The organism is Cytophaga hutchinsonii ATCC 33406 (genome assembly GCF_000014145.1).
In the GTDB taxonomy this organism is placed as follows: Bacteria; Bacteroidota; Bacteroidia; order Cytophagales; family Cytophagaceae; genus Cytophaga; species Cytophaga hutchinsonii.
On sequence record NC_008255.1, the window covers coordinates 2,753,728 to 2,777,702 of the forward strand.

Genomic DNA, 23,975 nt, shown 5'->3' on the forward strand with positions numbered 1-23,975 from the left:
TCCAGTTGTTCAAAAACAGGTTCAAGGATTTTCAATATCATCCAGTATGTATATTAAATAAACCTTATATCCACTCTGCCTGTATACCAGCAGCATTAAGTTCTGCCAGTACATGCTCTTTTGCATAACATAATGTAACCTCTTTCAGATTAGGAAATTTTTTCACATCATCAATAGATTCAATATCCCAATATGTTTCCCACCCTTCTCCAAAACGGAGTAGATTCAAATAAATATCATTCCCGCCATCCTGATAAATTCCGGTTATTTCAGCAGCCAACCGTTGGGGTATAGGCAAATCCTTAAAATACTGTGTTACTTCTGCAATGGGTTGATAACCTTCTTTTTCAAGATCAATTTTCCGGTGCGGATACCATTTTACAAATTCAAATAAGTCGAATTCCGGTTGAATCATTTTTTTATTGTACATCAGTTCCTGAATAATCGCAAGCTTAAAACCGAAATCAACAAAAACAATTTCTTCTTCCAGTTTCTTTATAATGTAAGTATCTTTTGGTATTTCGTTTTTCTTTTTTAATTCATTTTCAGCAGCCACATCATACGCTTTTATTTCCAGACCTTGTACATCTGCATCATCCAGATCAAACCAGACAGATATATCATTTAATACAAATGCTCCCGAAGAATCCCCATCAAAAAGTGCTACACGTTTATTTTTATTTTTGTTGTAATACGTAATGATTTCCTCATTATTAAAATGAAATACGCCACTAAAAATTTGTTTGCAACTGAAATCAAATGTATCTGTTTTTAATGTCAGATATAAACCGTCAGCCATCTTCCCATCTTTCGAATAAGCCAATACGCCCAATGCATCCCAGGTATATATGGTATTGTGTTTCTTTTTATTAACCCGGTCAGAAACAGCAAAAATCGTTCTTAATGTTTCAATTGCAACGGGAAAAGTTATAGAAGTTTTATTGATCTGGAAATCGGTTGAAGTCAAATTAATTGTAAGCATATTTTAATTATTGTTATTCGTACTGATATAAAAGGGAATGTCACTTTGTATGCAGCAAACAGCCAGCAACTACTCAATCTTCTTGAAATATTCCGGGATCAGCCGTTTCATTTTTTCCAATGTTTCCTGCACCGTTAATTCACTCATGCCGCCGGAAGCATTGGCATGGCCGCCGCCATTAAAATGCTCCGATGCAAATACATTCACCGGATTTTCTTTTCCTTTTGAACGGAAAGATATTTTAATAATTCCATCCCGTTCCGAAAATACAATTGCTGCTTTCATTCCTTTAATGGATAAGGCAAGATTGGCTAAGCTATCGGTATCTCCTTTTTTATAATGGAATTTTTCAAGCTCTTCTTTTGTCAGCGGAATAAGTGCAACGTTATAGTGATCCAGGATTTCCATTTTTTCACTCATCGCATATCCCTGCAAACGCAGGCGGCTTACCGTATTGGTATCGTTGAGTGTTTCATGAATCAAATGATGCTGTACACCGGCAGCTAACAGCATAGCCAGGATCTCATGTGTGCGTGGCAGCACAGAAGAAAAACGAAAGCTTCCTGTATCTGTTAATATGCCAACATACAAGGGTGTTCCGATCTTTGCATCCAGCAACGCTGCATGGCCTGATTGTACAATCAGCTCTGCAATCAATTGAGCTGTTGACGAAGCTGTTGTATCAGAAACAACGATGGTTGGAAACTCCTGCGGATTTAAATGATGATCAATCATGATTTTCATACAGGCAGCTTCTTCAAGCAATACCTGCATCTCTGCACCTACCCGATCTGTGGCATTATAATCCAGACAAAAGATCAGATCTGCCTGCTGAAAAGCATTACGTACATTTTCAGGCTCATCGCTCAAAAGCATGATGTGTGAAAGATCCATAAAGTCTAAAAAATCCGGTGCTTTATCGGGGTGACAAATAACGGCTTTTCTGCCAAGTTTTTCGATAAAGTACAACAAGCCTAAGGAACTACCGACCGAATCGCCATCAGCAGATTTATGCGCGGTAATAACAATGCTGGAAGCAGCCACAATTGCAGCTTCAATTTCTTTGTATGTATTATTCATGAATCGTTTTTAATATCGTTTTTTTTCTTCAGGCATCAGCCCTTAACTTTCAAGCTACTATCTTGATATGACCCGGTATTGATTATGAACTTGTAAATATATTCCGGTCATAAATATCATTCATAAAAAATCCCGGCCATAACTGAACCGGGATTTATATATATGTACCAGCGTTGCCCGGTATTAATAGGCTGCGGGTACCTTAATGGTAACCTTGTTAACAAGCTTAGGTACATCTGTATTGTCATCCGGACCTTCAACAGCTCCTACACCAAATACATATGTTCTTTCGCCGGTTGTTTCCAGTAAGTAATCATACGAGGTGGTATAAAAATATCCTTGATCACCAATACTTGCTTCCCAGATCATCGAACCGCTTTCTATAAACAAACGATAAGCAGCGGCACCCGGCACGGCTGCCCATGTGAAATGAAGATATCTCTTGCCTTCTTTTTCAATTACAGTAGCTTTCAGGTTGGTTACACTTGGTAAGCCCGCATCTGAATATGTAAATTGAGGCTGATAATACACTTCTGTTTCATTGCTGTACACAACTGGTTTGCTTTTCTGATATACAGCTACGCGGAAAATACGTCTGTTGTTGAAACGGTCTTTATTTGTATATCCCTGAGACAATTCTTTAGACAGCCCCTTTACACCTGTTACTCTTTCGTACGCTTCTCCCCCATAATTCACTTCCAATACCGTTGAATCTGCAACTGTAATGGACGTTGGATAAGCAATAACAATTTTGATCGATGTCTGTCCATATTCATACGGACTTGAAATCTTAACCTGTGCAAATGCAGCAGTAAAACACAATAAACTAAAAGCGGTTACTAAAAGATGCTTCATATAATTATTAAAATAGTATGTTTAATAAAAGTACATATAAATGTGTATTCTTCTTTACGATAGGTAACTATTTTTATTATCCCTCTACTATGTAATTCAGTTCCGTTACACCGCATGTAAATGGTTGAGTACTCACCAGCGTTAGTTTTACGTTGTCTTTAATGTTTGTAAACAATGGAATACCCTTTCCAAGAATGACCGGATTAACAAACAGCCAGTAGCCGTCAATTAGACCTTTCTGAATAAGTGTATGTGTTGCTGCAGGACTACCAAAAACCAGTATCTCTTTATCTCCCTGTTGCTTTATTTCAGTTATTTTATCTGAAAGATTTTCGCTGATAATTGTTGTGCTCGCCAAATCCGCTTCTTTCAATGTTTTAGACAAAACAACTTTGTGTACATGCTTATACCATTTTGAATGCTCCATGTCGTGCTTGCTTGCTCCTGGCTACTCTGCTGCAGTTGGCCAGTAGCTTTCCATCATTTCATACGTTACTCTTCCATATAATGCGGTGTCGCCTCTTTCTATGCGCTTAGCAACGTGATCAAAAATTTCCTGATCCACTTTGATCCAGTTCATTTCTCCGTTCGGGCCTGCAACAAAGCCATCAAGTGATAGGTGCATGAATGCAATTATTTTTCTCATATGGGTTTAGTTATATATGATTTGACTAAAAAAGTATTAACCGCTTTGATTTACGTACATATACGTCAACCAAATATACAGATTCACTGCTGAAATCTGAATCAAAATGTGGTGACACCCTGTTTTATCTGATTCCCTTTCATTTTAAGTGGTAACATATCCTTTAACTAAGTAATCTCTGCCTTTCAAAGGCTAAAGTCTACCACAAACTAATTAGCAGCTTCTGCTTTAACAACATTCAATATGTTTGCCTTTCGTCTATACAGCTATATTTTGGGATAACATCAATATTCTTTAGCTACATTTTAAACAAACAATTTTAAAAGACATGAAAAAAACAATTTTACTGCTTTGCAGTATCCTGCTTTGCCAACTCTCAAGGGCACAGCAGGTCAGCATTCCAAATGTGATAAAGGGTGTCACGGTGATGCTTTCTTTTCAGGATTATCCGATTAATGATCCGATCCAGGCCGTTGATGACCTCATGAACAAACAGGGCTATACCGGAAACGGACAATTGGGCTCTGTACGTGATTACTTTTACACGCAAACAAGCGGTAAGGTAGTAATTACAAGTACAATAGTTAAAGTCACGGTGGCTCACACACGTGCGTATTACGACGACAACAATGTAAATTATGTAGATGAAGCTATTGATTTAATAAATCAAAATTATCCGGCAGGTTTTCAGGATTTAACAGCCGATCCGTTTGATGGAAAGCTCATGCATTTAAATTTTATAGCACGATCACCCGGACATTCATCAACCGTTGGTGCAAGTGCCGGCAAATTTTTTAAGAACAATACTACCGGCCAGCTTGAGATCGTTGGAGGAAACATGACCTATTTCAATGTAGATGACCCTTTGATCATCAATGTTATTTGCCATGAAATGGGACATAGTGTAATGAGCTGGACAGATTATTACAGAACTGCATATTCAAACCTGGGAAATTTTTGTGTGATGGGATCTGCCGGAACAGCTGTTGCACCTATGCCCATCAATCCTGCATTGCGTATGCAGCGTGGCTGGATCGACAACATTATTCCGGTTTCCGGAACAACTACACAGACGTATACGCTTACAGCCAACAGCTACACAACGATCCACAAATACACGAATCCAAACAACCCAAAGGAATATTTATTATTCCACGCCTTTAAACATGGTGGTTATTATCAACCCGTAGTAGGCGGGCCTATGCCTGAAGGATTGGCTATCTGGTATGTAGACGAAGAAACCGGTTATGATTCTCCTTTAAATCCCAATCACGACAACCAGTATTATATCCGGCTGGTGCAGGCAGATAACAAAGACGAAATGCATGATGAATTCTTAGTGCCTGCAGATGTACGGGGAGATATGGAAGATCTTTATGGAAATGCAAACAAATCATTTCCTAATGGTACACCGTTCAGATGGAAAGACGGTGGCGAGTTCGGCATTAATATTACGAACATTTCCAGTCCAGGTGCTACGATGCAGTTTACTGTAACGGCAAGACCAAACACAGTAGTTTCAAGTTCAGATATATTTGGTACGATAGCACCCAAAGGAACATTAGGAGTTGCCAGCGGACAAACAAAAACATTCAGCCTTACACCGAATCCGGGATATGAAGTGAATGTTTTAAAAGTAGATAATGCAACCGTTACAGCTGCCAATCCATACACAATGTCAGGTATCTCTGGCACGAAAACAATTTCAGTTACATACAAAAGAAAAACAACTCAAACGGCATTGCCTTCTCCATGGCAAAAGGCGACAATAGGAAGTGTAAGCAGTTCAGATTTTGTAGCACATTCAGGTACAAATTTTTATATGGAAACGTACGGAAACACCGTTGGTGGTTCGGGTGATAATTTCACATTTACTTATCAGCTTTTGAATGGTGACGGAACATACATTGCACACCTTGGAAACTACAATACTCTTGAAAGCCAACGAACAGGTATCATGATCCGGGAATCTTTACAACCGGATGCAGCATTTTCTGCAATCGCAAAAATAGATATGGGTGGTGCTATTGTACAGCAAAGAGCATCTTCAGGAGGTTTAACACAAGACAACCCGAATGATCAAAAAAATTTACACATATATGAATTGCACAATTGGTTAAAGATTGTGAGAAGCGGAAATGTAATCGTAAGTTCTGTATCAAAGGATGGAGTAACGTGGTATGAAATCGGAAACCAAAACATCTCAATGGCTTCTCAGGTATATGTAGGATTATTTACAAAAGGAACCGGATACACCACATATCCTGCACAGGCTTTATTTGATACAATTTCTTTCACATCAAGTCCGTTCCCAACAGTGCATATAACCTCTCCGGCAACTGGTACAGTACTTTCTTCGAATTCAGTAACCATCAATGCTACAGCTGCGCCAGCTGCAGCAAACGGTTCTATTACCAAAGTAGATTTCTATGACAATACTACGTTGATCGGAACGGATAATACTGCTCCTTACAGCTTTGTATGGAATAATGTTAGTGGCGGCATACATGCGCTGATAGCAAAAGCTACAGACAATACAGGAAAAGTTGCTGTTTCTGCTAAAGTAGCAATTGTTGCACCTTGTACTGCTGCAGGTTCAAAATTACAGGGTACGGTAATTGGCACCCCTGGTTCATGGAACGGATCAGGAAATACACGCGAAAAAGCATTTGACGGAAATATCAACACGTACTTTGATGCATCGGTAGACGTAGCATGGACGGGGTTAGATCTTTCTGCTACCTATAAAGTTACCACTATCCGTTATGTACCAAGAGCTGGTCTGGAAGGCCGTATGATTGGCGGAAAATTCCAGGGTAGTAATGCTGAAGATTTCAGTACGTATACAGATTTAGCTACAGTAGTTGCAAAGCCATCATTTACCTGGAACTGCTTTGATGTTTCCAGCACAGCATCTTTCAAATACCTGCGTTACATAGGGCCTGAAGGTGGTGTCGGAAACATTGCCGAAATCGAGTTTTACGGAACACCACAAGCGGCGAATCAGCTGCCAACGGTAGTAATTACAAGTCCTGAAAATGGCAATACCTTTACATCTCCTGCAACAATTACCATCCATGCAAATGCTGCTGATGCAGATGGCTCTATTGTAAAAGTAGAATTTTATTCAGGCGTTAATTATCTGAACAGAGATACGGTTGCTCCCTATTCCACAACCATTTCAAACCTGCCGTCAGGCGTATACAGCTTCACTGCACGGGCATATGACAATCTGGGCGCAACATCTGAATATACAGTAACAAATATTACTGTTGGTACCAATACGGCACCTGTTGTAAGCATTACCAGTCCGGTTACAAACCAGAGTTTTTCTGCTCCTGCAACAATTGTAATCAATACGGATGTAACCGATGCAGAAGGTAATATCTGGAAGGTTGAATTCTATAACGGTTCTACCTGGCTTGGGAGTGATTTCACTGCTCCGTATTCGTATACCTGGAGCAATGTACCGGCTGGAGTATACAACATTACGGCACTGGCAATTGACAACCTGGGCGCATCTGCTTCATCTACAAGAAACAATATTGCGGTAGTTGGCAATACTGCACCAACGGTAAGCATTACCAGTCCGGTTACAAATCAGAGTTATACTGCACCTGCAACCATCTATATTGATGTTACAGCAACAGATGCCGATGGTTCAATCACGAAGGTAGATTTCTATAACGGTTCTACACTGTTAGGATCTGATCTTACTGCTCCCTATACCTTTACATGGAGTAATGTACCTGCAGGTGTATATAACATCACGGCACTGGCAATCGACAACCTGGGTGCTTCTGCATCTTCTACAAGAAACAACATTGCCGTAATTGCAAATCAGGCACCTACCGTGAGCATTACAAGTCCGCTTACAAATGCAAGCTATACGGCACCCGCTACGATTATTATCAATGCAACAGCAGCGGACGCGGACGGATCAATCTGGAAAGTTGAGTTCTACAACGGATCTACGTGGTTGGGAAGTGATTTCACTGCTCCGTATTCGTATACATGGAACAATGTACCTGCAGGTGTTTACAACATCACTGCACTTGCAATTGACAACCTGAATGCTACTGCTTCTTCTACCAGAAATAATATTGCCGTAACAGCTCCTGCAGCGGATATCACAGGTCCTGCCTGTGCGGGTAACAATACAACGATTACCTACGAACTGGCTGCTTCAAAAAGAGTAAACGCAACGAGTTATGGCTGGTATTTTACAGGATCAACCCAGAGCTTCACGCCATCAGCAACTACGCAGTACCAGGCTACGTTGGTTACAGGCAATAACTACGGCCAGGGTCAGTTGTGTGTAGGTGTTGGTTACGCATCTGCTCCATACCATACTACATATTGCATTACCTTACCTAAATGCGCAACTTCAAGAGAAGCAAGTTTTGAAGAATCAGAATCTCTGACGCTTCAACCGGTAGGTTTCCCAAATCCTTTTGCATCAGAGACTACGATAAACCTTGCCGCACCGGACAGCAAAATAGAGGTATATAACGCAAATGGTATATTAGTGGAAGAAACAATTGCCAGCGGATCATTCACCTTTGGTCAGCATCTGGCATCCGGTATCTACTTTGTTAAAGTCACTACAGGTAACAAAACCGAAACGTTAAAAGTAGTGAAAGAATAACTCTAAAGATTTTTTATAAGGTTGATTGGGGAGTTTCATCGCAAGATGGACTCCCCTTTTTTAGTATGTTACTGTTCGGATTACTTCGCCTTGGCCGGTGTTTACAGGCACGTGCTCTGATTTATTGAACTGTTATTTTTTTAATTCATGCCGGCTTCAACCTAACCTACCCACGAATAAAAAGTATACTTATTGATTCTATGTGAACAGAAACAATTGGTCGGTGCCCCCAAGGTAAAAATCCTATGTTCATTTTTTATTTATTGGCGACTTTGGAACACCAACCAATGCGGGTGGCGAGGTATGCATGTAGGAATTAATTTATGTTCAGAATTTCTTTTTCTAATCGATCGAAGTTCTTCATTTTGTGGTTCAACAAAACTTCTGATTTTATCACAATCTTCTTTCGTGCTAAAAGTCATTCGAAAAGAAATTTCAGTTTGCAAATTATTAAGCTTTTTGAATTCAACTTCCATATCAAATAATGGTTTTGACTTTCTTTCCCAGGAAATTAACTTCTGCGGCTCAACAATTTTAAATATTGATGAATTCTCGTAATTACCTTTTTCAGGTCCATGCATTGTAAGAATCCATTTTCCTCCAGGTTGTAAGTCAAACGCATGAATTGTATTTGTAAAACCTTTTGGTCCCCACCAATTTTTCAAATAAGATGGATTTGCGAAAGCTTCATAAACAATTTCTATTGGTGCATTTAAAACCCGTGCACTATAAATTTCACGTTCGGAATGTATATTCATAATCTGAATTTTAAGGTGTTTGTTCATACCTGTCGCAACACTTCGGAACGTTGAGTCGGAGCCAGAGTACACATGCTTATACTATTACTAAGCTAATATAAATACAAAAATTGAATTTCGTATTTTCCATCATGTGATAAGAACATAGAATCAATAAGTATATTTATTGATTCTATGTGAACAGAAACAATTGGTCGGTGACCCCAAGGTAACAATCCTACCTTCATTTTTTATTTATTGATGACCTTGGGAACACCAACCAAGTCGGGGGGGCAAGGTAACATTCCTCCGTTCATTTTATTTATGGTGACCTGCGGAATACCTGACAAGGCGAGGCGAAACATTATAGTCTGTTTACTTTTTGTCTTTCTGGAGAATAATCCAAAGCAGTACTACAGAAACGAATGTTAACAGCGCAAAAAGTTTCTCAAATAGTGTCTCTGCTATAATATTTCCAATCGTATTTAAAGAGAATAGTATTGTAAAAACCCATAAAATAATAGTAACAGCTTTTATTGATATACATTCTTTTACATACTTACCTTTAATCAACAGTATTAAAAACAGCAGTCCGTTGATCAATATAGAAATGGTTTCAAAAACATACATTTCTGTATCATTATTCAACCTCCCTCCCCAGGTAATTTCATAGGGAATTATTTTTACCAGAATACTTACATGAAAAAGTAGTACAGATGCCACGATCCAAAGCATTATCTTAATCGCAGTTGTGGAATTCATATTTTTTTTATTTTAGTTATAATACGTTCATGCCCGTATTCCCGATTATTCCTCTTTATTTTGTTCCGGCAAATATGCCATATTTTTATTAAAGCCCAGGCAACTTATTCCCTAAAACCTTCGCCCTGGTCGGTGTGCCCGGGCAATAACACGATTTTATTGAACAGCTGATTTTTCCCGGGGTCACCGACCAATTTAGCACGTGTAAATTACCCATTATCCATAGTTTTTAAAAAGTATGTTTATTGATTGCATGTGAAAAGACGGCTGGTCGGTGACCCCAAGGTAACATTCATACGTTCAATTTTATTGATTGGTGACCTTGGGAACACCAAGGTGGGGTTCTTCTTTAGCCTTATGCCCCCACACCGTGGTCTGTGGCACACAGAACACCTTTACTTCATCTTGTTCTTTATACAAAGACTGAAGAAACGGGCTGAGTACAAAATTATATTGAAAAAGATTATTACAAAAATACTTTATGAGTTTTGTAACAATAGTTAATGAGAAAGGTGCTTAATAGATACAGAAGATGGTCTGTGTGCCACAGACCATGGTGAGAATTTTACCATATCAGTATATTTTGGTTCTTCTTTAGCCTTGTGCCTATATTGAATTCTTTATTATTGTTGAAATTTAAAGAATAAAATACGCTTCTAAATATCCCAACTTTACTCAAATAAACAAACCACGTTAAAAACAAAAACCCCGCTGCGCTAACACACCGGGGTTTCTTATTATTGAAAGTAGCGTTTAAATTACGCCAATTGTTTCTTCATTGCTTTCGCCATTGTCTCGCCGATATCTGCAGGAGACTGTACTACGTGAATACCGCACTCTGCCATGATCTTCATCTTTGCTGCAGCTGTATCGTCTGCACCGCCAACGATTGCACCTGCGTGGCCCATACGGCGTCCCGGAGGCGCTGTCTGTCCGGCAATGAAACCAACTACCGGCTTTGTACCGTTTGCTTTGATCCATTTCGCTGCATCGCCTTCTAACTGACCACCGATTTCACCTATCATAATGATACCATCTGTTTCCGGATCGTTCATCAATAATTCAACGGCTTCTTTTGTAGTAGTACCAATGATCGGATCACCACCAATACCGATTGCAGTAGAAATACCGTAACCTGCTTTCACCACCTGGTCAGCAGCTTCATATGTTAACGTACCTGATTTAGATACAATACCTATTCTTCCTTTTTTGAAGATAAAGCCCGGCATGATACCAACTTTCGCTTCTTCCGGTGTAATTACACCCGGACAGTTCGGTCCGATCAAGGTAACTTTACGCTTCGTTACATATGCCTTCGCATCGATCATATCACGTACCGGAATACCTTCTGTGATGCAGATGATCACTTTGATACCGCCATCAGCAGCTTCCATAATAGCGTCTGCCGCAAATGCAGGCGGAACAAATATGATTGAAACATCTGCACCTGTTTTAGCAACAGCTTCAGCAACCGTATTGAATATCGGTCTGTCTAAGTGAGAAGAACCACCTTTACCCGGCGTAACACCACCAACTACATTTGTACCATACTCAATCATTTGTTGTGCATGGAATGTTCCTTCCGTACCTGTAAAACCTTGTACGATGATTTTTGAATTTTTATTTACTAGAACGCTCATTATTTTATAGCTAAAAGGATTTAAGTACTACAAAAATAAAATTTTTTAGGGGTAAAAAAAGCCCTGAGGGATTAAAATTACTGCTAATGTCTCCAACGTGGACAACTTAGCCCTTTCTAGGGATAATATACACGATCCGGACCATTCCGACAAAATACCCATCCAGGCCGAAACGGGTACCCCGCTGCTGCCCCGGTGCCGTGGATGCCACATACGAATACCCGTCTGAAGTGGTTAAAACAGGATAACCCAGATCATGTGTGATGTATTCCATATTGCGGCTCTTACCTGTAAACGCATCGTATTCTTCGGCAGACCGGTTTGATAAATACCGCGCATCACCATTTGGCAGCGCAGTCGTTTCAACATATTTCCCCTTGGCATCATCCAGGTAATCGGTAAAACTGAACCGGTACCCGAGTTCAAGTTCCAGATCCAGGTGACCGGTTAGTTTAAACTGGACACCCACGGAAACAGGTATATAAGCGGTAAATGCGCCGTATGACCGGTTTTCGGTCTGAATATGTCTTAAATTACGCCATGTTCCGCTGGAATCTTTTGCCTGCGGGTTGGTATACAGCACACCCAAACCAATGGTGCCAAACGCATTCATTTTTTTACGCTTGGTAAAATAATCCATGCATGGCAGCAACTCATACCGCCCATGAATGGCGAACTCGATCACATCGTTGCGCATATGCAGATTACGGATGTATTCAGGTGAATATTTCGGTTTTTTCACATTTGCTTCTGCATCATCTGCCACCAGGCGGATGTAATTCAGATCAACGGTTATAGAAGCATGTTCAGTGGTTTTGTGTAAATATTGCAGTCCCACTCCTGAGCGTACAGTCTTGACATTGGAATATAGATCGCCCCAAAAATACGAACCGATGAGATGCGCACCGAACGAATAATATTTAGCAGCCCTGCCTTTGTTCTGCGCAAAAACAGGTTGTATCGAAAACAAAATAAATACAAGTAAAAAACTCTTTTTTAACACGGCAATACGGTTGCTTTATTATACCAGGTGGTACGGTAAAGATACAAAAATAGTGGAAAGAGTAATCAGGAGACAGAAAATAGTACTTTCTTCTCCCTCAAGATCTCAGGCTTATGCACACAGAACAGTTATAAACGCTATCATTCCGCAAAGACTGCAACAAAATAAATGGCTGATTATTTTCTATCTTTTATCGAAAACGTCCATCTGCCATCCTTGAACGTAAATAGTTTTTGCAGAGAAACATATTGGTTATTGTATGCATAACTTTCATACAATAAAACAGAATTATTGTCTGCGGCATAACCGCTGATAGATAACACAATTTTATTTTTTTTAAAGCAGTCCCATGAAATTGCTTTATGCAGCGTATCTATACAATTCTTATCTGCAAGGGCATACAGACTGTCGCCAGTAAAAAGAATTGTTCCGTTATAGTGTTTGCGCAGCAAATCCGGATAAGGTTCTTCGTTTAAATGCGGTTCATAATAGGTTTCCAATTCTTCTTTAGAGGAATTACCGCAGATACCGATAAACGATTCATAGATCAATGTATCGCCGGGAGAAGTTTCAAAAGGAATTTCTATACCATTACAGATGGCGGCTTTAAGATCTTCCTGCTTCGGTAAATTGTTTACAGAAATACCGCCAACCGAACAGCTTGCTGCCAGCAGGCTAATAATCAAATAAACCATCTGTATTTTTTTAGCGTTTATCATTACTTATTTTTGAATATGAATTACAAGCACAGAATCTATCCAACCTTCAGTCGACCGCACTTCATTACCGTTTGGCTTTAGTCAACGGCAAAAAAGCAATATAAGGAAGTAGAAAAACTGTCAACGGCTACTATTTACTGCCCACTAATACTTATACTTCTCTTTCCAGCGCTTCTGCAGAAACGTGCGCAGCTCCTGTTCACGTGCATTATTCCCCGGATCGAATATTTTTTTCCCGGCCAGTTTATCCGGCATATATTCCTGTTCTACAAAATTCGCTTCGTAGGAATGTGCATATTTATATTCCTTCCCGTAATCCAGATCTTTCATCAGTTTTGTTGGTGCATTGCGCAAATGGATCGGCACCGGAAGGTCGCCATGCGAGCGGACCAGCTGCTGTGCCTCATTGATGGCCATGTATGATGCATTGCTTTTTGGTGAAGAAGCCAGATACGTTGTAACCTGTGAAAGAATGATCCTTGATTCCGGCCAGCCGATAAAACGGACAGCATCAAATGCTGTAGTAGCCATCACCAGTGCTGTAGGGTTTGCATTGCCTACATCTTCTGATGCCAGAATAAGCAAACGGCGTGCAATAAATTCAACATCCTCGCCACCTTCAATCATACGTGCAAGCCAGTATACAGCAGCATTGGGATCACTGCCGCGAACGGATTTGATGAATGCGGAAATAATGTCGTAATGCATCTCTCCGTTCTTATCGTACGACGCAACTTTTTTCTGCGCGATCTTCTGCACATAGGCATCGGTGATCACGATCGGATCTTTACCAGATGCATCAATCACCAGCTCCAGCAAATTCAACAGCTTGCGGGCATCACCGCCGGAAAGGCGCAATAGAGAATCATGCTCTTTTATTTCAACGGAACGTGTTTTCAGGTACGCATCTTTTTTCAACGCACTGCGCATCAGCTCCACAAGTTCTTCTTCGCTGAGGGGCTGCAGCACATATACCTGGCAGCGCGACAGCAATGCGGGAATCACTTCAAAAGAAGGGTTCTCGGTTGTAGCACCAATCAATTGAATCGTCCCTTTTTCAACAGCACCCAGCAAGGCATCCTGCTGTGATTTGCTGAACCGATGAATTTCATCAATGAACAGTACAGCCTTGCCGTCTGTCTGTGCGTTCGCAATAACTTCCCGTACTTCCTTTACACCGGAACTGATTGCTGATAATGTATAGAAAGGCAAACCAACTGTTTTTGCCAGCAATTGCGCCAGTGTTGTTTTGCCAACACCGGGAGGTCCCCATAAAATCATGGATGGTATTTTGCCTTCTTCCACAAACCGGCGGAATACCATACCCTCACCTATCAAATGTTGTTGTCCGTATACATCCTGCAATAAAACAGGGCGCATACGTTCTGCTAACGGAATCAATTGCATATCGGAGCCAGTAAAAAGAGTTGAATATATAACCTGTGAAAACTTTTTATTCCGTTCCAGCAGGTAGCATCAACAAATTTACATAAAATTGCCTTCGAATCAGAAAATCACATGAACAGAATCGCGCGTGCCCATATTTTTTTATCTATACTCACCATCATTTCCGGATTTAATTATACTATTGCCAAAATAGCAATGCCTGTTCCCATTCAACCATCTTCCATCATCTGGATCCGCATGTGTTGTACAACCATTTTCTTTTTCTTCTTCATCCTGCTTGCCAAACGTTCCTTCTTTATTGCTGCGGAAGATCGGTTACGGCTTTTTTTATGTGCCATCTTTGGTATTACTATCAACCAGATCTTCTTTTTTGAAGGTTTAAGCAGAACCATGCCCATCAATACATCGCTGATCATGGCGGGTATCCCCATAACGGTCTTTATTCTTTCCGCCATCTTTTTAAAAGAAAAAATGAACTGGATGAATACACTAGGCTTAACACTTAGTGCAGCGGGTGCAGCGCTGCTTTTGCTTGATTCCAAAGGAAAACTCAATGGTTTATTCATCGGAGATCTGTTTATTCTGATCAATGCCATTTCGTATGGCATCTTTCTGATCCTGGCACGCCAGCTGATGCAGAAATACGATTCGGTTACGGTCATCTTCTGGATCTTTCTGATTGGCGCGTGCCTTACATTCCCGTACAGCTATGCGAATTACACGCATACCGACTGGGCGCACCTGCCTGTATTGGTATGGCTGGCAGTAGGATTTATTGTAGTATTTGCAACCATTGTAAATTACTACATCGGTGTTGATGTACTGAAAGATGTAAGTCCGGCGGTATCCAGCATGTATGTATACATACAGCCGATCTTTACAACAGCGATTGCAATGTACTTTGGCTCGGATAAAATGGATGCACAAAAGTTATTTTATGCGCTGGCCATTTTACTGGGTGTATACCTGGTAAGTAAAAGCACCGGAAAAAAAACGTTGGTGGATGATAAAAAAGGACCTGCCTGAGTGTGCTACGGATTCCCTAAAAGTCGTTTTTTAAGGTGGATAAGCCCTTTTTATATCATTCAGGCATTTTTCAGAACAAAACCGGCTGAATATCCGGGAAAATTTCTCTGGATTAAATTTCAATAAAAAAGAATAAAATCTAGTTGTTGAGTAAAATAAGGTTATTTTTGTAGAAACAAGTTACAATCAATTTACACTAGGTTATTTATATTATGAACATCTTTGTTGGAAGCCTTCCATTTAGTTTAGAAGAAAACGAATTAAGAGAATTTTTTGAAGAGTATGGTGAAGTTAGTTCAGTGAAAATTATCTCTGACAAATTCACAGGAAGAAGCAAAGGCTTCGGTTTTGTTGAAATGCCCGATGATGCAGCTGCACAAAAAGCTATTGACGAATTAAATGGTGCTGAAGTTAACGGACGTACAATCGTTGTTAACAAATCAGAAGAGAAAAAAGATGGTCCAAGAAGAAGTGGATTTAGTGGTGGCGGCAACCGTGGCGGTGGCGGCGGTTACAGCGGCGGTGGTAATGGCGGCGGCGGTTACGGTGGAAACCGTAGCGGTGGCGGTGGTTACGGCGGTGGCGGTAACAGCAGAGGTTTCGGCGGAAGCGGAACTGGCCGTAACAGCAGAGGTGATCGTTAATCAACACGCATCATATAAAAAAAGGCTTCGTATTTCCACGAAGCCTTTTTTGTTTTCTGTGTCACGTCCTGAAATAAGTTGACACAAAATCGACTTATTTATGAAAGATTCAGGCAGGAAACAATGTGTTCAGGCGTAGACAACGGGATTACAATTCAACCTTTAAATTAAGTATCGTAAGCCAGGTTGAAAAGTGCCAATTAACGGATACATGGTCAGTGAAACAGTCTCATTGTCTAAAAATAATAGCGCAATGGAAATATCAGTAACTATTATTTCCTTGTCTGCATGCTCACACCTGTCTGTAACGTAAACGTTTCAAAAAAATCCCAGATAGCCTGACTGCCATTGAAATCTTTACTTTTTCTGCCCATCAGCTTAAACGCCTTTGCAGCACCCGGCCAGGTATGGCCGCCATTATAGATTTTATAAAACCAGACTTCCGATCCATTTGCACAATGTGTATACTTAATGAGAATAGAAGAAGTATGGTCTTTCTTACTTGTATTGGGTACAAAAACCGTATCCGGTTTGTTTTCACATTGATCTTTCAATGCCCATAATCTCACCACTTCTTCCGCACCAAATGCCTGCTTCATACCCGTATACCGCATGATGTGATCCTTTGTTCCATGTATATGCATAACGGGCACGCTACGTTCCGGTGTACAATAAATCAGTGTACTATCCGACATTAACCCCGATACCGAGGCAATAGCTGCAATACGTTTACTCATTTCACAGGCAATGCGGTAAGTAAAGGATCCGCCTAAACTTACACCTGTAACATAGATCCGGTTTTTATCAATCGAATACGCAGCCTCAAGTGTATCTAACAGGGCATTGAAATAGGCAATGTCATCGTGCCCCTGAATATATGAAGTAAAGCCCAGGCCTGCATTCCAGCCCTGGTGATACGATTGCGGATACACTGCTATAAAGCCTTCCTTGTCGGCAACGGCATCAAGCTGGCAGTAGTGCTGATGTTTTATTGCTGCTGAACCCAGACCGTGAAAATTAACAACAAGTGAATAGGCTTTACCTTGTATATATCCTTTCGGTAAATGAAGCAGGTAAGTTGTTTTCTCTTCACCAAACTGCATGGTATGTTCCTCCTGTGTGCCTTTTGCATAACCGGAAACAAAAAACAGCATAATACAGCTCATTTTTATACAAATGAGCTGTACTGTTTTCATACCTTCAAACTTCCTCCACATAATCAAAACCGCTATTGTGTTTTATCTGCCTTATATTCTTTGTACCCAAACGGAAACACTTCCACCTTTCGTTTTAAATTCTGCCCAGCCGTTTTCAGCAATGTGTACTTCTTCCTGAACATGCCCCAGATAATCATAGAATGTTTTACCTGTATGCCTTGCGCCTATTTCCATGTGTTTGAAACCATCTTCACCGTTGGATAATAAAACAGCACAGCCGGTTTTATCATCATCCTCTTTGCCTTCTCTTGTCCAGCCAACACAATTCGGATGATCAAAATAATCACGTTGATAACCATAAGCAAACTCTTTACGTGCTTTTAATAATCCTTCAAGTGCATCGCATTTGGGCATATTAATTTCATATTCATTTCCATCCTTACCTTTATCTTTGTAAGAAGTGCCATACAGATCCGGATAAAATACACACGGATATCCTTTTTCGCGTAACAGGATAAGTGCATACGCCAATCCCTTAAACCACGGATTAACCGGAGCCTCAAGTGCCTGCAAAGGCTGTGTATCATGATTATCAATAAGTGTTACGGCGAGATCCGGAACTTCCTGTACCAGGCTGCCATCAAAAATGGCAGCCATGTTATAATCTTTCCCCTGCTGTGATGCAGCATACAGATTGTGATGCAGGGAGGCATCGAATAATGTCATACGGCCCTCCGTCGCTTCAATATATCTTTTTAACAAAGGAAGATCACCGGGCGCCCAGTATTCACCAACCACAAACAAGTCATTTTTCAAACTGCGCATGTAATCAATGAATTCAATGATAAACCGTGGAGAAATATGTTTGATCGCATCTAACCGAATGCCATGAAAACCTGTTGTTTCCAGATACCACTTACCCCAGTTTTTAATTTCATCCCTTACTGCCGGATTACGGTATTCAATATCCGCGCACATCAAATAATCAAAGTTTCCTTTTTCAACATCAATCACTTCTTCCCATCCGTCACCGTATTCATTCTGTATACTAAAAATTGCAGTTTCTTTTGTCTGCTCATCATAATCTACGCCTGAAAAACATTGTGAGTCCCAGATAAAATCAGAATACTTTTTATTTCTTCCCGGAAATGTAAATTTCGTATAAGCTTCAATTTCGTACCTGTCACTGATAAATTCATTTCTATTTTCCGGGTCTACTTTTTTAACCCAAACTTTCTGTGTTTCATCTGCGCCGCCTTTATGATTCAGTACAATATCCGCAATCGCCGTGATGCCGTTTTCCTGCAGCGCTTTAATACATGCCAGATATTCATCTTTAGATCCGTAACGTGTTTCTACTGTTCCTTTCTGATCAAACTCACCCAGATCATACAAATCATACACATCATACCCTCTTGACTCCATACCCAAAGATCCTTTAGACGCCGGAGGAAGCCACACTGCTGTAACACCCAAACCTGCCAATCTTGGTGCTTCATCTTTTAAATAATTCCATAAACTGCCATTGTCTCTTGAGTACCAATGAAAAAATTGAATCATTATTCCGTTTAACATAGTTCGTGTTTTTTTAAGATAGAAAATGCATTAAGGGAAAGAACTACGATATGCGTTTAGGGGTGTATTTCTTTACTCTATTATAGAATAAAAGTAGAGTTATTTTAAAAAAGGCCAGTTACATCTTTCTTTGTTGTTTTATCATAATTATCACATTTGAAAAAATAAAGCCTTATGATAATTATATTTTAACCCTTGCTTATAAGAATGAATGTTACCTGAATAATTAAAAAGTACTAAAAAATAAAACAATACTTATCTATCCTGAAACAAGATTTCCAACCTGTTACGTTCAGATTTTCCATGCACAATAAAATGAGCCAGTTGCCAGGTCTGCGTTTGCTGAGCCTGTTTATTTTCTGTACGATCCCAGGGCGCATACACACGTATTCCTCGCTTACCAGTATTTTTTCCTGCTGAAATAATCCGGTTCTCTGTCAACACTTTTTTTGAAAATACAAACTGCCCGGTCTGTTCTCCGTTTCGTACAAAGATCACGATAAAATCAAATGCATCGGCCGCATCAAAGGGAGTTGTAATGCCTTCCGGATTTCTTTTCCAGATGGTAACAAATTGGCCGGTCTTGGTGGGTGTACGTTTAGCAACCCTAAAAATGATTTTTTTGTTATTAAGCCGAAAAGTAGCGGCGCCATACTCCGTGCTTTCTGACTCGGGCTGTATCTCACTACATGCCCACCCATACGTTTCGTATATCTTTTGAACAACATTTGCATCCGGATGAATCCTGCCTTTCATGTATGTATTTTTATACTGACCTGAAATAAAAATGCTTCGCCTTATAGCGAAGCATTCATAATTTCAATATGAAGTGTTCGTATTAATTTTTTCCATAACGGCCGCTACGTTCGCCATTCTCCCATTTCCAGGCCGTTGCGATGATTTCTTCAATATTTACGTAACGTGCTTTCCAGCCCAGTTCTTTCCAGGCTTTTTCAGCATTCGCAACCAGATGACTTGGATCACCTGCTCTGCGTTCACCATATTTTACCGGTACCTTTTTACCTGTAGCCCGCTCCGCTGCATCGATCATCTCTTTAACTGAATAACCAACTCCCGTACCTAAATTACAGATAACCGGACCTTTACCAGACAATAGATAAGTAAACGCTTTAATGTGTGCATCTGCAAGGTCTTCAACGTGAATATAGTCACGTACACAGGTACCATCCGGTGTTTCATAATCTGTACCAAATACAGTAATCGCATCGCGTTCCCCTTTGATCGCTTTTAAGATCAATGGAATTAAATGCGGTTCCGGATCGTGATCTTCGCCGATCAAACCATCTGCCGAACAGCCAGATGCATTAAAATACCGTAAGAAGGCATAATTGATCCCGTAAGCATGGTGGTAATCTTTGATTACACGCTCAAGCATCCACTTGCTCGCGCCATATGGATTAATGGGTTCTTGCGGATGAGCCTCATCAATAGGCATGTATTTAGGCGAACCATAAGAAGCGCAGGTAGAAGAAAAAATAATATTTTTACAGCCTGCTTCACGCATAGCATCAAGCAGGGTAATGGAAGCAGCTAAGTTATTGTTGTAATATTTTGTCGGCTCTGTTACAGACTCACCCACATAAGCAAATGCAGCAAAGTGCATGACTGCATCTACCTTATATGTTTTAAGAATATCAATAACCAAGGCTTTATTGGCAATGTCCCCTTCAACAAAACGTACTTCACTGTTTACGATGGCTTCTCTATGTCCGTAAATAAGATTATCCAGCACAATAACCTGATAATTTAAATTGGCTAATGCACGCACAGCATGCGAACCGATATATCCTGCACCACCTGTAACTAAAACTGTTGACATATTATAAAATTAAACTTTAGCTAAAATAAGTTAATTCACACCGAGAACCAAAAATTAAGATCGCTACGTATATAATTTAACCGTAACTTATTGATTAAAGAAATATCTCTTTGAAGTAAGCAACACAAATATTATATTAAATTCTATTCCAATAAGATACCATGAATATAGAGCATTTAAGAATGTATTGTCTGCAGAAGCCCGGCGTGGAAGAAAGCTTTCCGTTTGATGAAAGCACGCTGGTATTTAAAGTGGGCGGCAAAATATTCTTATTGCTATCATTAACAAGTAACCCGATTCAATTCAATGTGAAGTGTGACCCTGAAAAAGCAATTGAATTACGTGAAGCCTATGATTGTGTGTTACCCGGTTATCACATGAGTAAAAAACACTGGAACACGATTATTCATAATGGTTCTGTTAATGATACATATATAAAGGAATGGATCGACCATTCATATGATTTAGTATTTTCCGGATTGTCTAAAAAAATTAAAGAACAACTTATACCATAGGATACCCTCTTTTTCAAGTTCAAATTACTAACCGTTTGTTTTTAGTATCCTTACGTATCACATGACACACATCAATAAAGAAAAACCTGTTCTGGTAACAGGTGCTACAGGATATGTAGCTGGCTGGATTGTAAAAAAATTACTGGATGAAGGTTTTACCGTGCATGCATCTGTACGAAATCCAACCGATAACGACAAACTGAAATATTTAAATACCCTTGCCCAGCAGGCTTCCGGAACGATTAAATATTTTAAAGCTGATCTGTTAGAGGCAGGCTCGTATGATGAAGCTATGGAAGGTTGTGAATTGGTATTTCATACCGCTTCTCCGTTCATTAATAAAGTAGCAGACCCGCAACGTGATTTAGTAGATCCGGCATTGATCGGAACCAAAAACGTATTGGCTTCAGTAAATAAAACTGCGTCTGTAAAACGTGTGGTGTTAACCAGCAGTGTAGCCGCTATTATTGGTGATGCCATTGACTGCAGCAAAATGCCTGACGGGGCTGGCACGGAAGCACATTGGAACACGACTTCTACGTTAAATCACCAGCCGTATAATTATTCTAAAACAGTGGCAGAACGGGCTGCCTGGGAAATAAATAAAAAACAGAATCGCTGGGATCTTGTTGTGATAAATCCTTCACTGGTTATCGGACCAGGTTTAAATCCATTTGCTACTTCTGAAAGCTTTAATATTGTGCGCCAGGTCGGCGATGGCAGCATGCGTTTTGGCATACCGGATTTTACCATCGGTGTAGTGGATGTACGTGATCTGGCCGAAGCCCATGTTATTGCCGGCTTAAAGCCTGACGCCGAAGGACGGAATATTATCTCGGCACAAAATACAGGCTTACTTGAACTGGCAGGTATGCTGCGTAAAAAGTTTGGTACTGCTTACCACTTCCCTACCAGGCTATTGCCTAAATCATTGGTATGGCTGCTGGCGCCGCTTGCCGGCTTTAAACGCGACATGATTAACCGAAACGTTGGTTATCCGTGGCGCGTAGATAATACAAAGAGTATTCAGAAGTTAGGAATACATTACAGGCCGATTGAAGAATCAATCGTTGAATTGTTTCAGCAGATGATTGATAACGGAATTGTGAAGAAAAAATAAAACCGGAGACAAATCCTCCTGGGTTTTAAAAGATCCAGGAGGATTTAATTAACCAAATTCTACATCATTTTCAACGCATAAAACGCAATGTTATTTTTAGGATATTCTTTCAGGCATTGCTCATACAAAGCTTTGGCTTCTTCCTTCCGTTCCAGGCAGATCAATGAAAAAGCTTTATTTACCAAGGCAATTTCCCGGTAACATAATTTTGAAACAGTAAATGTTGTAAACACTCTGAACCGGTCTACCCAGCTATAATTTGAAAAAAACTCAGCGCTTTTATCAAAATGTATGATAGCCTGTTCATAATCTCCCTGCTTTAAGGCACGCATGCCTTTGCGGTGATCAATAGGTACAAAATACCGTAACCCATACGCAAGGACCAGATAGACCATGCCTGCCCAAACGGCTGCTTCGTCTGAACCGGACAACTGAAACAGAACGATCAGAACAAATAAAAAGACCATCTGCAAAGCGAATGCGCCATAATTTATCGAACGGGTTACGGGTATGTGTTGTGTCATGTTTCTATCTGTTTTTTAATGCTGAAAAATCCCACGGTTTGGTTGTATCATAAAAAATATGACCGTTTTCAACCGTTAACGGAGATGGAATATTATTGTGGTATAAACTTCCTGTACCTAAGCCCTGCGGCATATAAACCGGAAAGGTTGATGTAAATTGACAAATGGCATTCAACCCGATATTCGATTCCAGCGCAGATGTCATCCACCACTCTATTCCTCTGAATTCTGCCGCACGGATCCATTCTTCTGTTGCAGCAAAGCCGCCTAATAACGTCGGCTTTAAAATAATGAACGGTGGATTTAATTCTTCCAGCAGTCTTTCTTTCTCCTGCAAAGCAGACATTCCAATAAGCTCTTCGTCCAGCGCAATCTCCAACGCTGCATCTTTGCATAATTGACGCATGAGTTCTTCCTGCTTCGGCTTGATTGGCTGCTCAATGGAATGAATGCCGTAAGTTGCCAGCTTCTCTAATTTTTGCCACACATCCTGTTCTGTAAAAGCACCGTTTGCATCTACGCGGATATTCACCTGCTCTTCCGGGTATTGTTCTCTGATCTTTTCAAAGATCCGGCATTCTTTTTCAAAATCAATAGCCCCTACTTTAAACTTCACACAGCTGAACCCGGCCTCTATTTTTTTGATCGCCTGAGCATACATATCTTCCGGCTCATTCATCCATACCAATCCATTGATGGCTATAGGTGAACCAAAGGTATAAAAACTGCTTTCAAAGATTTCTCTTTTATACGCATTCAGATAATCTGCCTGCAGCGTCTCAAGCGCCATTACAATAGAGGGAAAACCGATCAGGTCCAATTCCGGGATCAATGAATCAACAAACCCTAAGGTATTCCAGGCATGTACGGAACGGGTATTTAAATGCGCACACACTACATTTAACCTCGATTCAAAATCCGGACGGTCATCAATACTTAATCCTTTCAGCGGACCGCATTCTCCATAAAATTCTTTTCCTGATTCTTCACCAATAAGGTACCAGGTGTCTTTGTGTGTAAGCACACCTCTTGATGTGCCAGCCTGAAAGGTAAAATCCAGGCGGTGTTTTTTCCAGCGGATCTCCATAGGTATAA

General features: G+C 40.3%; 20 protein-coding genes and 1 pseudogene. 5 read left to right on the top strand and 16 right to left on the bottom strand.

Translation table 11 applies throughout. From position 1 onward, the window contains the following. Positions 1-64 precede the first annotated feature (64 nt). The 4 genes and pseudogenes from CHU_RS11645 to CHU_RS19735 all read right to left on the bottom strand — a co-directional run bounded on the left by CHU_RS11645 (position 65) and on the right by CHU_RS19735 (position 3,563). Complete coding sequence (locus CHU_RS11645) at positions 65-982, bottom strand: DUF6892 domain-containing protein (protein WP_011585764.1); 918 nt, start codon at positions 980-982, stop codon at positions 65-67. A gap of 69 nt (positions 983-1,051) precedes the next feature. Then, positions 1,052-2,062: a DHH family phosphoesterase gene (locus CHU_RS11650; RefSeq protein WP_011585765.1), complete on the bottom strand. Its 1,011-nt coding sequence runs from the start codon at positions 2,060-2,062 to the stop codon at positions 1,052-1,054. Between the two features lie 183 nt (positions 2,063-2,245). Continuing rightward, entirely contained in the window at positions 2,246-2,917 is a 672-nt protein-coding gene (locus tag CHU_RS11655; RefSeq protein WP_011585766.1) for a hypothetical protein, read from the bottom strand. A 76-nt stretch (positions 2,918-2,993) separates the two neighbouring features. Continuing rightward, a pseudogene (locus CHU_RS19735) lies at positions 2,994-3,563 on the bottom strand (dihydrofolate reductase family protein). 328 nt (positions 3,564-3,891) lie between these two features. Between CHU_RS19735 and CHU_RS11665 the strand changes: the two are divergent. After that, positions 3,892-8,211: an Ig-like domain-containing protein gene (locus CHU_RS11665; protein WP_041932359.1), complete on the top strand. Its 4,320-nt coding sequence runs from the start codon at positions 3,892-3,894 to the stop codon at positions 8,209-8,211. A gap of 260 nt (positions 8,212-8,471) precedes the next feature. On the opposite strand, the gene CHU_RS11670 is transcribed toward CHU_RS11665, so the two are convergent. The 6 genes from CHU_RS11670 to CHU_RS11695 all read right to left on the bottom strand — a co-directional run bounded on the left by CHU_RS11670 (position 8,472) and on the right by CHU_RS11695 (position 14,479). Next, complete coding sequence (locus tag CHU_RS11670; protein ID WP_177254173.1) at positions 8,472-8,969, bottom strand: SRPBCC family protein; 498 nt, start codon at positions 8,967-8,969, stop codon at positions 8,472-8,474. Between the two features lie 354 nt (positions 8,970-9,323). Beyond that, positions 9,324-9,710 (bottom strand): hypothetical protein, encoded by a 387-nt coding sequence (locus CHU_RS11675; protein ID WP_011585771.1) that lies wholly within the window; start codon positions 9,708-9,710, stop codon positions 9,324-9,326. 758 nt (positions 9,711-10,468) lie between these two features. Further along, positions 10,469-11,350 carry a succinate--CoA ligase subunit alpha gene (gene sucD, locus CHU_RS11680; RefSeq protein WP_011585772.1) on the bottom strand — a complete coding sequence of 294 codons (882 nt, stop codon included), beginning with the start codon at positions 11,348-11,350 and terminating at the stop codon, positions 10,469-10,471. Positions 11,351-11,456: 106 nt separating this feature from the next. After that, positions 11,457-12,320: a DUF6089 family protein gene (locus tag CHU_RS11685; protein ID WP_238379269.1), complete on the bottom strand. Its 864-nt coding sequence runs from the start codon at positions 12,318-12,320 to the stop codon at positions 11,457-11,459. A gap of 209 nt (positions 12,321-12,529) precedes the next feature. Beyond that, a complete protein-coding gene (locus CHU_RS11690) occupies positions 12,530-13,072 on the bottom strand; it encodes a hypothetical protein (protein WP_011585774.1) in 543 nt (180 codons plus the stop codon). Positions 13,073-13,216: 144 nt separating this feature from the next. Then, entirely contained in the window at positions 13,217-14,479 is a 1,263-nt protein-coding gene (locus CHU_RS11695; RefSeq protein ID WP_011585775.1) for a replication-associated recombination protein A, read from the bottom strand. 111 nt (positions 14,480-14,590) lie between these two features. On the opposite strand from CHU_RS11695, the gene CHU_RS11700 reads away from it, so the two are divergent. Both CHU_RS11700 and CHU_RS11705 read left to right on the top strand, forming a co-directional pair. Beyond that, positions 14,591-15,505 carry a DMT family transporter gene (locus CHU_RS11700; RefSeq protein ID WP_011585776.1) on the top strand — a complete coding sequence of 305 codons (915 nt, stop codon included), beginning with the start codon at positions 14,591-14,593 and terminating at the stop codon, positions 15,503-15,505. Between the two features lie 212 nt (positions 15,506-15,717). Next, complete coding sequence (locus CHU_RS11705) at positions 15,718-16,149, top strand: RNA recognition motif domain-containing protein (RefSeq protein ID WP_011585777.1); 432 nt, start codon at positions 15,718-15,720, stop codon at positions 16,147-16,149. A gap of 272 nt (positions 16,150-16,421) precedes the next feature. On the opposite strand, the gene CHU_RS18935 is transcribed toward CHU_RS11705, so the two are convergent. The 4 genes from CHU_RS18935 to galE all read right to left on the bottom strand — a co-directional run bounded on the left by CHU_RS18935 (position 16,422) and on the right by galE (position 20,721). Then, the gene (locus CHU_RS18935) at positions 16,422-17,345 is read right to left on the bottom strand and encodes an extracellular catalytic domain type 1 short-chain-length polyhydroxyalkanoate depolymerase (RefSeq protein WP_177254172.1); all 924 of its coding nucleotides are present in this window, start codon (positions 17,343-17,345) and stop codon (positions 16,422-16,424) included. 51 nt (positions 17,346-17,396) lie between these two features. Beyond that, positions 17,397-18,881, bottom strand: coding sequence for an alpha-amylase (locus CHU_RS11715; protein ID WP_011585779.1), 1,485 nt, complete (start codon positions 18,879-18,881; stop codon positions 17,397-17,399). Positions 18,882-19,136: 255 nt separating this feature from the next. Next, a complete protein-coding gene (locus CHU_RS11720; protein WP_011585780.1) occupies positions 19,137-19,637 on the bottom strand; it encodes a MepB family protein in 501 nt (166 codons plus the stop codon). 82 nt (positions 19,638-19,719) lie between these two features. Then, positions 19,720-20,721 carry a UDP-glucose 4-epimerase GalE gene (galE, locus tag CHU_RS11725; protein WP_011585781.1) on the bottom strand — a complete coding sequence of 334 codons (1,002 nt, stop codon included), beginning with the start codon at positions 20,719-20,721 and terminating at the stop codon, positions 19,720-19,722. A gap of 161 nt (positions 20,722-20,882) precedes the next feature. Between galE and CHU_RS11730 the strand changes: the two genes are divergently transcribed. Further along, positions 20,883-21,236, top strand: coding sequence for an MmcQ/YjbR family DNA-binding protein (locus CHU_RS11730; protein WP_011585782.1), 354 nt, complete (start codon positions 20,883-20,885; stop codon positions 21,234-21,236). A gap of 61 nt (positions 21,237-21,297) precedes the next feature. Beyond that, positions 21,298-22,356 carry an NAD-dependent epimerase/dehydratase family protein gene (locus CHU_RS11735; RefSeq protein ID WP_011585783.1) on the top strand — a complete coding sequence of 353 codons (1,059 nt, stop codon included), beginning with the start codon at positions 21,298-21,300 and terminating at the stop codon, positions 22,354-22,356. Positions 22,357-22,415: 59 nt separating this feature from the next. Here the strand turns inward: CHU_RS11735 and CHU_RS11740 are convergent, their stop codons facing one another. Both CHU_RS11740 and CHU_RS11745 read right to left on the bottom strand, forming a co-directional pair. Next, positions 22,416-22,880: a tetratricopeptide repeat protein gene (locus CHU_RS11740; RefSeq protein ID WP_011585784.1), complete on the bottom strand. Its 465-nt coding sequence runs from the start codon at positions 22,878-22,880 to the stop codon at positions 22,416-22,418. A gap of 4 nt (positions 22,881-22,884) precedes the next feature. Next, complete coding sequence (locus CHU_RS11745; protein WP_011585785.1) at positions 22,885-23,967, bottom strand: o-succinylbenzoate synthase; 1,083 nt, start codon at positions 23,965-23,967, stop codon at positions 22,885-22,887. Between the last annotated feature and the right edge of the window lie 8 nt (positions 23,968-23,975).